Genomic DNA, 14,219 nt, shown 5'->3' on the forward strand with positions numbered 1-14,219 from the left:
CCTCCTGGCGATCGTGCCCGTCGAGCCGAGCACTTCCGCCCTTCTGCACGTGCGCCACTCTCCGTCACGCCAGGCATGCATCATCAGAGCCCAGGGGGGCACCGCCATGGAAACCACTTCGCCCGAGCCCGACGACGCGTACGACGCGTTCGGACTCGTCGAGCAGTTCGACTGCATCGAAGACCCGTACCTCCGGTCCGAGTTCCTCGATGCAGTCGGAACGACGCGTTCGTACATCAATGCTCTGCGGCTTCGGCGCGACCAGGCGGCCCGGAAGGCCTCCGCGCCCATCGAACCGGACCAGGAAGCGGCCGCGGGGACGAAGCCCGGTCGGGTGGACGGAGAGGGCCCGCAGCGCCGCACGTCTCGCCCGCCGGTCCGCACCCGCATCCTCGCCACCCGCCCCCCGAGGAACGCGGGCTCCGTCCGGAGCAAGCGCCGCCGGAACCGTAGGCGCCCCGAAATCGTCGTCATCATCTTCAAGCTCGACTGACCTGGCACATCGTCGGACTCGGAACTCCTATCGTTGAGCTGCAGGCCGGCCGCATCTCCCCCACTGCGGCCGGCCCCGGCTCCACCCGCGTTCAGCTCACGGCCACGGAACGGGAAGACTTTGAACAACCCCAATGTGACGGACAATTCGGGCGAGAGCTCCGTCATCCGGACGATCATCGATCAGTCGGCGCGCGTACTGGAGACGTACCGCGTCGATCCGGGGCTGATCCTGGAGCACGCCAATGGCGAAAGGCGGATCACTCAAGGCGGTTACGGGGACCGCCAGTTGTTCGAGCTCGTCCAAAATGCGGCGGACGAGATCGCGCACTCTCCGGGCGGGAAGGTCCAGGTCGTTCTCACGAGCTCGCACCTCTACTGCGCGAACGAGGGCAGGGAGGTCACGGCGGACGGGGCCGAGACCATTCTCCGAATGAGCGTGTCGAAGAAGCGCGGAGGACAGATCGGTCGTTTCGGGGTCGGTGTCAAATCGGTCCTCGCCGTCACCGATGCTCCTCAATTCTTCAGCACCTCCGGGGCATTCGGATTCGACCGGGCCTGGTCGTACGAGGAGATCCGGAAGGCCGGCGGCGACGCGGTCGGCGAAGCCTTCGAGGCCCCGGTCCTGCGGATGGCTCGCCCGTTGGACGTCGCGAAGGAGCGGGCGGCGGATACCGTCCTCGACGAACTGCTCAGCTGGGCCACGACCGTGGTGCGACTCCCGCTCCTGCCAGGAGCGGTCGAGCGGCTCGGACACGACATCCATACGGTCGCCGGTAGCCACGAAGCCCAGCGGGAGTTCCCGGCGCGCTTCCAATTGTTCTCCCACCACGTGGGCGCGGTGGTCCTGGAGGACCGTCGGGTCATGCCGCAGATCCGACGGGAGATCACGGTCGAGCACGAGGACGTCGTGCACACCATCCACGAAGCTCGCACGGGTAAGCCCGAATCCCACGCCACCTGGAAGGTCTTCAGCCACGCTCACCGTCCCACCGAGAGGGCACGGGCAAGCGCGGGCGAGATGCACGATCGGGGAACGATCGACGTCTCGTGGGCCGTCCCCGCGTACACCGGGGACACGGTCCTCACCGTCCCCAGGGGGCGAGGAGAATTCTGGTCGTTCTTCCCCACCAAGTACCCCATGACCTTGGCCGGCATCCTCAACGGAGCCTGGAAGACGAACGAGGACAGGCAGAACCTCCTCGACTCCAGTCCGTTCAACGAGGAGATCATCCAGGTCGCCGCGAGACTGGTCGTCGAATCGCTGCCGCAGCTGGCACCGGCCGAGGACCCAGGTGCCTACCTTCCTCTGCTGCCCGGTCGCACCAGGGAGTCCGAGACCCTCAACTGGGCCGACAGGTATCTCACCGAGCAGATCTGGAAGCTGGCCGCCCAACTTCCGTCGCTTCCCGACCAGGACGGTGTCCTCCGGGTGCCCCGTGAGTTGTGCGTCCATCCCGCCCCGGTGGGGAAGGCGCCTCTCAAGCTCGACTGGCTCCGGATGTGGAACAGCTACCCCGGTCGCCCGTCGAACTGGGTCCACCCCTCCGTGGAGGCCGCGGAGTTCCGCCCCGGCAAGGTGGGGCACATCCTGGAGCAGACGAGACAAGGGCGGGCGACCGTCCGTGAGTGGTTGGAGGCCCTGGTCACCGACGGTACGGCTGAGGCATCCGCCGTTGCCATCCGCATCTTCGCCGCGATGGTCCGCGAAGGTTCGCCCTTCGCGGCCGAGGCCCGATCGGCCCGCATCGTGTTGACCGAGGAGAGCGGGTTGGTCCCCGCCGTCGTGGGCAAGGTCTTCCGCCGGGCCGTCCAGGACGGGCTCCGGGACGGGACGACATACGTCGCCTCCGCGCTTTCCGAGGACGAGTCGCTCATCAGCGATCTCAATGCCATCGGCATCCGGGAGGCGGACTCCCGAGGGCGTTTCATCGGTGTCCTGGAACAGGGCTTCACCGGCTACGGCCCCCAGGACTGGGCACGGTTCTGGGAACTGTTCCACAGCGCGGGTGGCAGCCAGGTGAGCGGCGAGGTGATCAGCCGCGTCCCCGACCCGATGGCGACGCTCCACGTGCGCACGGTGGACGGGCGCTTCCACCGCATGCGGGACTGCCTCCTCCCCGGCGGCGTGGTGCCTGCCGACGGCAGTCGGGACGGCTCGGTCGCGGTGGACCTGGACTTCCACTCGGACGACCGGATGGTCTTCCACGAGTTCGGGCTGCGAGCGACACCCACCGCCGGTCACCGGCCCTCGGCGGACGAAGCATGGTTCGCCGAGTACTCGACGGCGATCTACGACAGCTACTGCCGCACGTTGAGCAGTAACGCGGCCCGCCCGTCCTTCAACAGGCTCAAGCTGGAGGGGGCCCCCATCGGCGGGCCGCTGCATCTCCTGGAGCGTTTGTCGGACGAGGGCCGAGCCGCCTTCGTGAAGGCGCTGCCCGACGCGAGCGTCGTCGACACCTGGACCATGCAGTTCGGCGCCCAGTTGGCCACGCGCAAGACCATCCACTCCCCGCTGCGTTGGATGCTCGGCCGAGTCGGCCGGGTCCCCACCTCCCAGGGCATCGTCCTGGTCTCCGATGCGGTGGGCCCCCAGCTGCAGGCGTACGCCGATGTTCTCCCCGTCGCCGACATCAGCGCGGAGAAGGCCCGCAAGCTGCACCTGCCGACCGTGGTGGACGACGTCCCCGCCAGGCAGTGGGTCAGCCTCCTCGAACAACTCGGCACCAGCGACGACGACACCTTCGTGGGCCGTACGTACGTGATGCTGACACGACTCGGAGTCGACTTCCCGGAAGGGGAACTCACCCGCTGCCGGATCGGCTCGGATTGGTCCACGCAGGAGGACGAGAAGATCGCTGTCGCGGCGTCCGAGGCGGAGTACCGCACGCTGCGAGCGGAGCAGATCCCCGCGCTGCTGGCGGGCAGCCCCGAGGACGCGGCTCTGCTCGTCAAGACCTGGGGCATGTTGCGCTACGCCGAAGTCATCAGCAGGGAGACGCGTCACGTAGGGATCGGCGAGCCGACACTCCTGCGCGACGAGTTCCCCACGCTTCGCCAACGAATCGGAAACGTGGTCAACAAGTACCAGCTGCAGCGCTGCTCGGAGCTTGAGGAAGTGACCCGAACCCCCCAGGGGGCGACGCCCCATCCTCGTAGCAGCGCGCTCCAGGGCGACACCGTCCTCGTCCTCGAACCGGTGGACAGGCTCGCGGCTCTCATGGCGGTCGACCACGAGTTGCGCTGGGGACTCAAGGAGACGGGGTGCCGGGCGGTTCTCGATGCTCAGGAGCGGCAGGAAGCCGACCAGCAGCTTCAGGCGGCCCTGCGTCGGGTCCGGGAGGCGGACAGCATCGAGGAGAAGCTGGAACTGCTCATCGGCGAAGCCGCGCTGCGGGCCGGACTGCCGCCCGGCCTCCTGGAGAGCGAGCGGGCGGAGTCGGGCGATGTCGAGCCGTCGGCCCGCCGGATCGCGCGGATGGCGTACAACGCCCATGGTGACGGCGTGCTGCAGATGCACACCCGCGACCTGCTGGCCGCCTACCCGAGCCATGCGCCGTCGAGCTTCACCGGCTCCTCGCCGGCGGTGAAGTTCGTCGCCGACTTCGGCTTCCCCGATTCCTTCGCCGGGACCAGGACGCCGTCGCTCCCGCCGAGGGTCGAGGTTCCCGGTCCCACCGAGTTCCCCCGCCTGCACGACTACCAGGAGCGCCTCGCGGCGAAGGTCTTCGCGATGCTCGACCGGTTCGCACCGCAGCGTGGGATGCTGTCGCTGCCCACCGGGGCGGGCAAGACCCGGGTGGCTGCGGAGGCAGTGATCCGCTGGGTCAAGTCCGTGGGTGCGCTGGACGGTCCGATCCTCTGGATCGCGCAGACGGAGGAGCTCTGCGAGCAGGCGGTCCAGAGCTGGAGCTTCGTGTGGTCGAAGGTCGGCGCGGAGAGCCCTCTCACGATCAGCAGGCTGTGGACCACCAACGAGGCCGGACCGGTGGGCGACCGCCCCCACCTGGTGGTCGCGACGGACGCGAAGCTCCGCAACTGCCTCGACACCGAGGGATACGCCTGGCTCCGGCAGGCAAGCCTGGTCATCGTCGACGAGGCACATGTCGCCATTTCGCCCCAGTACACCCAGATCCTCGAACAACTCGGTCTGACCGCAAGGGAGACTCGGCGCCACCTGTTGGGCCTCACCGCGACACCGTTCCGCAACACGAACGACGAGGAGACCCGGCGCCTCGTCCAACGCTTCGGGGGGCAGCGTCTCGACGACGGGGTCTTTCCGTCCGGCGACGCCTACGGGGAGCTTCAGGAACTCGGAATGTTGGCCAGGGTCGACCACCGGGAGCTCCTGGGCGGCACCATCGAGCTGAGCCACGACGAGAAGGAGCGCGCCGACCGGATGAGCCTGCTCTCGAAGGCGGCCGAGCAGCGCCTCGCCGACGACCACGACCGCAACAAGCGGATTCTGGAAGAGATCGGCGAGATGCCTGCCGACTGGCCCGTCCTGGTGTTCGCCACGTCCGTGGCGCACGCCAAGTTCCTCGCCGCGAAGCTCAAGGACCGAGGTATCACCGCCGCTTCGGTGGACTCGGCCACCTCCGCGGGCGAACGCAGGAAGAGCATCGACGACTTCCGCCGCGGTCGCGTTCGCGTTCTCACGAACTACGGTGTCCTGACGCAGGGGTTCGACGCACCGGCCACCCGGGCCGTCGTCGTCGCCCGGCCCACGTACAGCCCGAACGTCTACCAACAGATGATCGGTCGTGGTCTACGCGGTCCCGGCAACGGGGGCAAGGAGACCTGTCTGATCCTCAACGTCCGCGACAACATCACCAACTACGGCAAGGCACTCGCCTTCACGCAGTTCGAGCACCTGTGGAGGGCCAAGTGACCGACGCGTACCACGACAGCCCGCCCCTGACCGAGGAACAGCGGGCCGTGGTCGAGCAGCCCTGGGACGCCCGGCTGCTGGTGACCGCCGGCGCGGGCGCGGGTAAGACGCACACCTTGGTCCGCCGGCTCGATGCTCTGATGGGGCACGAGGACGAGGCTCTGGAGGCGGGCGAGATCCTGGTGCTCAGCTTCTCGCGCGCGGCGGTCCGCGAGCTGCGTGAGCGCATCGCTCTGCACGCCCGGGAGGCCCGTCGGGTCAGGGTGCAGACGTTCGACTCCTGGGCCTATTCCGTTCTGCGCGGTGAGCAGCCCGACCGGGACTGGGCCGCATTGCGCTTCGACGAACGGATCAGGGAGACGACCGAGGCCATCCTTCGCGGTGCGGTCGAGGAGAGCGAACAGGGATCCCCCGCCCACGTGGTGATCGACGAGGTCCAGGACCTGGTGGGTGATCGGCGGGACATGGTGGAGACGCTGCTGGACCGGTTCCAGGACAACTGCGGGTTCACGGTGGTGGGGGACGGTGCCCAGGCCATCTTCGGGTTCCAGGTCTCGGACGAGGACGCCCGGGCCGCGGAGACGAACTACTTCTTCGACTGGCTCCGGGCCTCCTACCCGGATGATCTGGTCGAGCTGCATCTCACCACCAACTTCCGGGCCCGCACCGAGGAGGCCCGCACCGCTCTCGCCCTCGGCACCGCGCTCAAGAGGTTGCCGTCGGAGCCTGCCGAATCCGATGCGGCGGGCGAGAAGTTCCACCGACAGCTGACCGACCTCCTGCATGCGTGCCCCGATTTCGGTCCTCTGGAAGCGCCCTTCACCGTCGAGTCGCTTCGGGCCTATCCGGGCACCTGCGCCATCCTCTGCAGGGACAACCGCCAGGCCTTGGTGCTGTCCGAGGCGCTCTTCTCCCTCGGGGTGCCCCACCGGGTGCAGCGCGCACTGCAGGACCGGCCTGTTCCGGCTTGGGTCAGCAACGTGCTGCGGGGAACCGGCGCCACCACGTTGGCCGAGGAGCGTTTCCAGGAACTGCTCGCCGCCGGTCCGACCGCACCCGTCGGCGACCGTGCCAGGATCTGGCGGTCCCTGCGGGGTGCCGCCCGCGCGCCCAGGGGGCTGATGGACGTAGCAGCGGTTCGGCGTCTGGTCGCCGAGGGACGCTTCCCGGACGATCTGGCGGCCGTGGAGCCCGCGGATCTGGTGGTCTCCACCGTGCACCGCGCCAAGGGGCTCGAATTCGATCGAGTGATCGTGGTGGAACCGATCACCCCCACTGAACTGCGCAAGCAACACAGTCACGTCGACCCGGCGGCGGAGGCTCGCTCGCTGTACGTCGCCATGACCCGTGCCCGGGACGACCTTTTCCGTATCGCGGCCCCGGACACCGCGCTCGTGCGCCGGGACAAAGTGACCGAACGTTGGTACCTGGGCGGGTGGAAGTCGTACATCCGCGACGGCATCGTGGCCGGCGGTCGGGACGTGTGTCGGGAGCACCCGCCCGGCACGGACGGCTTCGCCGACGATGCCACCGCCGTGCAGGACTACCTTGCGTCGTCGGTCCTTCCCGGTGACAACCTGACGCTCCGGCTCCAGCACGAGATGCCCCTTGCGGCCGACCAGAGCCCTCCGTACACGGTCTTCCATCAGGACCGGCCGGTCTCCGTCGTCTCGGAGCGGTTCCGCAGGGAGCTCCACACCTCCCTGAAGATCAACAAGACCTGGGACATCAACTGGCCGGTGGAGATCACCGGCTTCCGGGTCGACTGCCTGGAGAGCGTCGCGGGCAGCGCCGCAGCCGGCGCCCGCGCCGGGCTGGGCGACCACGGCATCTGGACGGTGCCCCGTATGTCAGGACTCGGGCGCTACAGGCGCGCCGCACGCACCACGCAGGAAGGCATCGCCGGATGACGGACGGGACCAGCATGCACGCCGCCCACTACGCACTGCGGGAAGGTCTCGTCGAGCAGCTGCGCAGGGACCTGCTCGGCCCCGGCTCCGCCGACGAGATCCTGACCCAGGATCCGCCGATCACCACGTACCCGATCGGGGTGTTGTTCCCCAGGGCCTCGGATTCCGAGTCCGAGCGGGTCCTCCAGGAGGACGCGGCCGAGAGCGAAGGCCTCGACGACACCCCGATCATGCGAAGGGGTCGGGACGTCGAAGAACCTGTGCAGGATCTCCCCGCGGCCCGGATCGGCGATCGGCGCCCCTCGTCCATTGGGCTGACGTTCGCGGTGGACCCGAAGATCGCTCCCCGGCTGATCGTCCGTACGGAGGCCGCGGCCTACGATCCGGTCGACGCCGAAGGGCGCCCGGTGGCCGCCGAACGTGCACAGGCCCGGACGGTTTCCGAGCAGAAGGAGCAGTGGCACCGGCGGGAGCTGTCCATCCGCCCCGTGGCCGTCGACGTGACCGTTCCCCGTCGCCGTCGGTTGGACGACCTCCACGAGGGCGCGACGCTGGACGTCATCGTGCGCCCGGTGGCTCCGTCGAGCGGAACGGTCACCGTGACCGTCACGTTGATCAACACACAGCGAGTGGGCAAGTACGCTCTTCAGGACGCCTTCTGCCTGTACCAACCCCGCCTGACCGTCACCACCGAATCCGACGTACCGGGGATCGTCGACCGCCCCTCGGAGCGCGGAGGACGTGATCCGGAAGTCGCGACGAGTCGGCTCCTGCACCGCCACGCCCCCACCTTCGCCGTGGGCCACGGGTGCTCGGCGGACTGGGACTGGACCCCGCCGCCCGTCGGCGCACCGAACGTCGACCGCGCGGCGATCACCACTGTGCGCAGCGAGTTCGTGCCCGCCCACGAGGTGCTGCTCACCGACTCCAATCCGGACATCGACGACTCGGCCCTCACCATGGAGGGTCTGGCGACCCGTCCCGAGAACGAGGTCCTGTCAGCTCTCAACGATCTGATGGCCGGCTACGCGGAGTGGATCGACGCCAAGGAGTCCGAGGCCCAGGCCTTCCGGGGCACGCAGCACGAGGTTCCCGCGCGGGCGCAGATCGAGCACTGCAGAACTGCCCTGGCCCGCATGCGTCGAGGCATCCGGGTCCTGGGAACGGACACCGAGGCGATGCGGGCGTTCCGACTCGCCAACCGCGCGATGGCCCAGCAGCGGAGCCGCAGCGAGTGGGTGAAGAACGGCCGGACGGGAGCCCCGGACACAGCCGTGGGACGGTGGCGTCCGTTCCAGATCTCCTTCATGCTCCTCTGCGTCGAAGGGATCGTGGACCCGCAACACGATGACCGTCGGATCGCCGACCTGCTCTGGTTCCCCACCGGAGGTGGCAAGACCGAGGCGTACCTCGGCCTGATCGCCTTCACGACCTTCCTACGGCGCATGCGGCTCAAGGAGCGGGGCGGGGGCGTGACGGTCCTGATGCGCTACACCCTGCGGCTGCTCACCCTGCAGCAGTTCGAGCGTGCCGCCTCTCTCATCTGTGCCATGGAACGCATCCGTCTCGGCGACGAGCGGACGCTGGGGACGGAGACCATCTCCATCGGCATGTGGGTGGGCCAGTCCGCCACGCCCAACAAGTTGTCGGTCGCCGAGGAGAGCCTCGTGGAGCTCCGGAAGGAGAAGGAACTCCAGGAGAAGAACCCGGTTCAACTGCACGCGTGTCCCTGGTGCGGCACCCGCATCGACGCGAACCAGTACGAGGTCGACGAAGACGCGAAGCGGATGTACGTCCGCTGCCCCGACACGTGGTGCGACTTCCGCGACGGCCTGCCGGTCCACCTGGTCGACGAAGCCGTCTACGACGCACGTCCGACGCTGGTGATCGCCACCGTCGACAAGTTCGCCGCCATGCCGTGGCGCGAGCAGACAGCCGCGCTGTTCAACCGTGATCGTGAGGACGGCACCCCGCCGCCCGAGCTGATCGTCCAGGACGAGCTCCACCTCATCTCCGGCCCGCTCGGAACTCTCACCGGGCTGTACGAGACGGCGGTGGACCTGCTCGCCGACGAGCCCAAGGTCATCGCGTCGACGGCGACGATCCGGAGGGCGTCCGAGCAGGGCAACAAGTTGTTCGCACGCGATGTAGCCCAGTTCCCGCCGGCAGGTATCGATGCCAGGGATTCGTGGTTCGCCGTGGAGACGCCCAAGGAGCGCAAGGCGAGTCGGCAGTACGTCGGACTGCTCACGCCGAGCACGAGCCAGTCCACGCTGCTCATCCGCACCTACGCCGACCTGCTCCATCGGGCCGCGCAGGGCGCCGGCAGCGATCAGGACCGTGACGCCTACTGGACGCTCGTGGGGTACTTCAACAGCCTCAGGCTGTTGGCCGCGGCGGAACTGCAGGTCCACGACGACGTCGACGCGTATCTCGGCTACCTGGCCGGCCGTGACGGCGGTGTGCGGCGAAAGATCCTGGAGCAGACCGAGCTGACGAGCCGCGCCAACTCCAGCGAGGTACCGAAGCGTCTGAAGCAGGTCGAGCAGCGGCTGGGGCACCCCGATGTCGTGGACGTCCTCCTCGCCACGAACATGATCTCGGTGGGTGTCGATGTGGACCGGCTCGGGCTGATGGCCGTCATGGGGCAGCCGCAGACCACGGCCGAGTACATCCAGGCGACCAGCCGGGTGGGGCGTCGCCATCCCGGCCTGGTGGCGGTGATGCTCAACTCCAGCAGGTCTCGCGACCGCTCGCACTACGAGAGCTTCCAGCACTTCCACTCCGCGCTGTACCGCGAGGTGGAGTCGACCAGCGTGACCCCGTTCTCCTCCCGTTCCCGCGAGCGGGGCCTGCACGCCGTCGTCGTCGCACTCGCCCGGATCCTGATCCCCGCAGCCCGTCCGAACGACGGCGCGGGCCGGATCGACGAGTTCCGCGACGAGCTGGACCGGGTCGTCCGGACGACACTGTTGGCCCGGGTCGAAAAGGTCGACAGGGACGAGTACGAAGCGACGGCCGCCGCCTACGACGAATTCGTCGACTGGTGGTCGAATCTGGCCGCCTCCCACGGTGACCTGCTCTACGAGCCGAAGCGAGGGCGGCGGACACCGTCACTCCTCTGCGGGTTCGACGATGTCGCTGCCGAGGAAGATGCCTGGCAAACGCTGTGGAGTCTGCGTGATGTCGACGCCGAGTCCGGCCTGTTCATGGAGGCAACCCGATGACCCCTCCCCCTGCTCGACGGCGCCGGACCGGAGCCCCGGAGCGTAGCTACCCCCGGCGTGGTTCCGTCCGCCGTGCCCAGATGATCACGACCTACGGGGTCGGGTCACTGGTCGCTGTGGACAACGAATCGTTCATGGTGGCCGGGACCGACTCCTGGAACATCAGCGACGCTCCGACCATCTTCGAGCACCGGCTGGCCCGGGTGCTGGGCGTGAAGTCGTTCCGTCTGCCTCCCGCGTCGGACGACACGAGCAAGGACGGTGTGCACGTCCGCCGCTTCCCTCTGTGGCACTCGTGCCCGAAGTGCGAAACCCTCCAGCACGTGCGGAAGTTCAACTCCCCGGCGGGGAAGAACGAATGCGGTGAATGCGAGGAGGATCTCGTTCCCTCGCGCTTCGTCATGGCCTGCGGAAAGGGCCACATCGACGACTTCCCCTACTGGAAGTGGGCGCACCGCAAGAATCGGCAGGAGGGCGAGGCCGGCCTCTGCGGCGGGGAGATGCGGCTGCGCACCAGCGGAAAGACGGCATCTCTGCGTTCGATCCTCATCTCCTGCACCTGCGGAGTTCCTGAGGTGTCGATGGAAGGTGCGTTCAGCAGCTCGGCTCTGTCGGACCTGAGGGTCTTCTGCAGCGGCAGGCGCCCCTGGTTGAAGGACGCGCCGATCGACCACTGTTCGGAGCGACCTCGCACCTTGCAACGCGGTTCCTCCGTCGCCTGGCAGCCCATCGTGCGGACGGCGTTGTCGATTCCGCCGTACAGCGACGAGCACTTCACCAAGCTCGAAGCCCGGCTGGACGACCTGAGGGAGATGTACGAGGCAGGTGACGAGCACGGGATTCGGGTCTACCTCAAGGTGCTCGGTCTGGAGAAGAACTACGATTTCTCTCCCGCCAAGGTGATCGCCCTCCTCGCCACGGAGAACCAGGAGGACAAGGGATCCGACGAAGAGGTCACCGTGGACAGCGCATTCGTCAGGCTCCGGAAGCAGGAGTACGAGCGCCTCATCGCAGGGCAACCCGAGAGCGAGACCAGCCGCCAGGACCAGTTCGTCTGCGAGCATCCCCTGTCCTCACCGACCGTGCTGACCCCCTACGGAGTGGCCGGTCCGATGCTGGTGAAGCGACTGCGGGAGGTCCGTGCCCTGAAGGCCTTCTCCCGGGTCGAGACCCCTGAGACCCGCACGGACGTCCACGAAGCCGCGCTCTCCCTGAAGGAGCTGGACTGGCTGCCCGCGATGGAGGTACAGGGCGAAGGCGTCTTCCTCCGGCTCGACGAGGAACGGCTGGACTCCTGGGCCCGGAGCGTCGCAGTGGCGGCACGCGCGGACCGCATCAGGAGCAACCACACTCGCATGATGCGCGATCGCGCCAAGGACCCGGACTGTGTGCCCGATTCACCCGCATCCCCACGGATGGTTCTGCTCCACACCCTGGCGCATGCGCTGATCAACGAGTGGAGCCTCGACGGGGGCTACCCGGCTGCCTCTCTGCGGGAGCGGCTGTACGCGAGCGACACCATGGCGGGCATTCTCATCTGCACCGCGACGAGCGACTCCGCCGGCAGCCTGGGTGGCCTGGTGGCGCAGGGTGAGCCCAGCCGTCTCAAGAAATCACTGGACTCCGCCCTCGACAGGGCGCGTTGGTGCTCCGCAGATCCCCTCTGCATCGAGTCCGAGGGAAGCGGTGTCGGAGGGATCAACATGGCGGCCTGCCACGCCTGCGTCTTGCTCCCGGAGACCAGCTGCGAACACAACAACGGACTCCTGGACCGGGCGCTCCTGATAGGCACGCCGGAAGATCCCTCCATGGGGTTCTTCAGTGAAGCACTGGGGCACTGACTGCACGACGGGGGTGGTCGGTCGATGGGTGGCCGGCCACCCGAGGAGCGACGCAGGCGCAGGCGCGGGACACGGTGCCCCCGCCTCGCAGTGGCCCTGGGTCCGAAGCCGCTGGACGACCGGTCGGAGAATTCCGTACCCAGGTCTCCTGGGCAGGCCACACTGTCGCGATGGAACATGTGAGGATCGCCGAAGCGCTCGTGCGGAGCCGTTTTCCTGAGGCCCAGGCCGCCTTCCTGGCCGGAAGCGTGATGACACACCGCCGCACCCCTACCTCCGACCTGGACATTGTCGTACTGCTGACCGGCCCACCCGCCCCCTTCCGGGAGAGCCTGGTGCATGAAGGATGGCCGGTGGAGCTCTTCGTCCAGACGGAGGCCAGCTGGCACCTCTTCGCTGAGCGCGAGACGGCTGCTCGCAAGTCCCCGTTGCTGACCATGTGCGCGGAAGGCTTGTTGCTGGCCGACGTGGAGGGGCTTGGAGCTGCCCTGCAAGCAGAGTCCCGGGAGCGGCTGGCAGCGGGGCCGCCTCCCGCATCAGCGACAGAAATGGAAGACCGGCGGTACGCCCTCACCGACACCTTGGACGACCTTCGGGGCTGCATCGACCCGTTGGAGCGGACCTACCTGGTGGCAGACCTGTTGCAGCGTGCTTCGGAGTTGGCCTTGCTCACGAGCGGCCACTGGCTTGGTGGGGGCAAGTGGCTCTCACGACGACTCGCTGAGGCCGACCCCGAACTGCACGGACGGCTCACGGCAGGCGCTGCCGCAGAGATGTCCGGCAGTCCTGGTGAAGAGGGTGTCTTCGCGGACGTGGTGAAGGAAGTCCTGGAGGCAGCCGGCGGCCCCCTGTGGGCCGGGTACATCCGCAGCTAGGGCCGGTGCGGGCGAAACCGTCGTACGGAGAACGCGAACAGCAGGCGTGGCCGGGCAGTCGCTGCCCTTTGTCCACTCACACCCGGGAGTTGGCAGCCAGCCCGGCAAACGCAGACCAAGCGCGTGGAGAAACGGTCAGCACGTGCCCCTGCGCGTCCTTCGAGTCCCGGACCAGTACAGTCTCGGGGCGAACAGCGATCTCTACGCAGTTGCCACCGCCGCCACCGCTGTAGCTGCTCTTGAACCAGGCAAGTTCAGTAGTGCTCATAGCGCTCCTCGCATCTGCTCCAGCAGACTCGTGGTGGCTTGATGGCTCAGAGCCTGCGAGCGCATCTTGCCATAGCGCTGAAGCATCGCGCTTACGGGTTTCGGGTCGGTGATCAGCATGCTGCTGTCGTGCGCCTCGATGTATCCCACCCACTGGTTCTCGGCCGTCTCAGCCAAGGAGAGAGGGCCTTCGAAGCCTGAGTGGTCCTCCTGAGTCAGCGGCATTGCCTGGATCTCCACGTTCCGCAGTCGTCCCACCGTGAGCAGGTGGTCGAAGAGGGCTCGTGTGACCTCGTTGCCTCCCATGCGGCGTTCCAGCAGAGCCTGTTCGACGATGAAGCTGAACGTGGTGTTCGGCCGCTCCAAGAGCAGAAGCTGCCGCTCCAATCGAGCGGTGACCTGATGCTCGAACTGTTCCTCAGCGAGGGGCGGTAGGCGGTGCTCGAAGAGCGCCCGGATGTACGGCTCGGGTTGCAGCAGCCCTGAAATCACGCTGGGCTCGTACGAGTACAGCGAAATCGCGTCCTCCTCGATGGCCGCCCACTGCAGGAACCAGGACGCCAGCCCCACCTTCCGCGTCAGGCTCCTGGCTGCCGCCGCCAGCACCCGCGCCGCCGCAGGCCCCAGCACCTCCTCCGAGCGGTCGAGCAAGTCCCTGGGAGGGAATCGCTTGCCCTGCTCGATCTTGGCGATGTACGCCGCCGAGTACTGCA

At 67.9% G+C, this 14,219-nt stretch carries 8 protein-coding genes; 6 read left to right on the forward strand and 2 right to left on the reverse strand.

What is annotated here, in order from left to right; genetic code table 11:
• Positions 1-106: 106 nt before the first annotated feature.
• The 6 genes from JKV81_RS14760 (at position 107) to JKV81_RS14785 (ending at position 13,239) form a co-directional block, all read left to right on the forward strand.
• Positions 107-493 (forward strand): hypothetical protein, encoded by a 387-nt coding sequence (locus tag JKV81_RS14760; protein ID WP_202076325.1) that lies wholly within the window; start codon positions 107-109, stop codon positions 491-493.
• Positions 494-628: 135 nt separating this feature from the next.
• Positions 629-5,386 (forward strand): DEAD/DEAH box helicase, encoded by a 4,758-nt coding sequence (locus JKV81_RS14765; RefSeq protein WP_372444155.1) that lies wholly within the window; start codon positions 629-631, stop codon positions 5,384-5,386.
• Positions 5,383-7,296 carry a UvrD-helicase domain-containing protein gene (locus JKV81_RS14770; protein ID WP_202076327.1) on the forward strand — a complete coding sequence of 638 codons (1,914 nt, stop codon included), beginning with the start codon at positions 5,383-5,385 and terminating at the stop codon, positions 7,294-7,296. The genes JKV81_RS14765 and JKV81_RS14770 overlap by 4 nt, the downstream gene beginning before the upstream one ends.
• The gene (locus JKV81_RS14775) at positions 7,293-10,523 is read left to right on the forward strand and encodes a helicase-related protein (protein ID WP_202076328.1); all 3,231 of its coding nucleotides are present in this window, start codon (positions 7,293-7,295) and stop codon (positions 10,521-10,523) included. The genes JKV81_RS14770 and JKV81_RS14775 overlap by 4 nt, the downstream gene beginning before the upstream one ends.
• Positions 10,520-12,364: an MrfA Zn-binding domain-containing protein gene (gene drmB, locus JKV81_RS14780; RefSeq protein WP_202076329.1), complete on the forward strand. Its 1,845-nt coding sequence runs from the start codon at positions 10,520-10,522 to the stop codon at positions 12,362-12,364. Before JKV81_RS14775 ends, drmB begins: the two co-directional genes overlap by 4 nt.
• A 170-nt stretch (positions 12,365-12,534) precedes the next feature.
• Entirely contained in the window at positions 12,535-13,239 is a 705-nt protein-coding gene (locus tag JKV81_RS14785; RefSeq protein ID WP_202076330.1) for a nucleotidyltransferase domain-containing protein, read from the forward strand.
• A gap of 76 nt (positions 13,240-13,315) precedes the next feature.
• Here the strand turns inward: JKV81_RS14785 and JKV81_RS14790 are convergent, their stop codons facing one another.
• Together JKV81_RS14790 and JKV81_RS14795 are read right to left on the reverse strand one after the other, a co-directional pair.
• On the reverse strand, positions 13,316-13,507 hold the full coding sequence (locus JKV81_RS14790) for a DUF397 domain-containing protein (protein WP_202076331.1): 192 nt from the start codon (positions 13,505-13,507) through the stop codon (positions 13,316-13,318).
• The coding region (locus JKV81_RS14795; RefSeq protein ID WP_202076332.1) for a DUF5753 domain-containing protein at positions 13,504-14,219 on the reverse strand (716 nt) is incomplete at its 5' end. The genes JKV81_RS14790 and JKV81_RS14795, both read right to left, overlap by 4 nt.

It is taken from the genome of Streptomyces silvae, assembly GCF_016745505.1.
GTDB lineage: Bacteria > Actinomycetota > Actinomycetes > Streptomycetales > Streptomycetaceae > Streptomyces > Streptomyces silvae.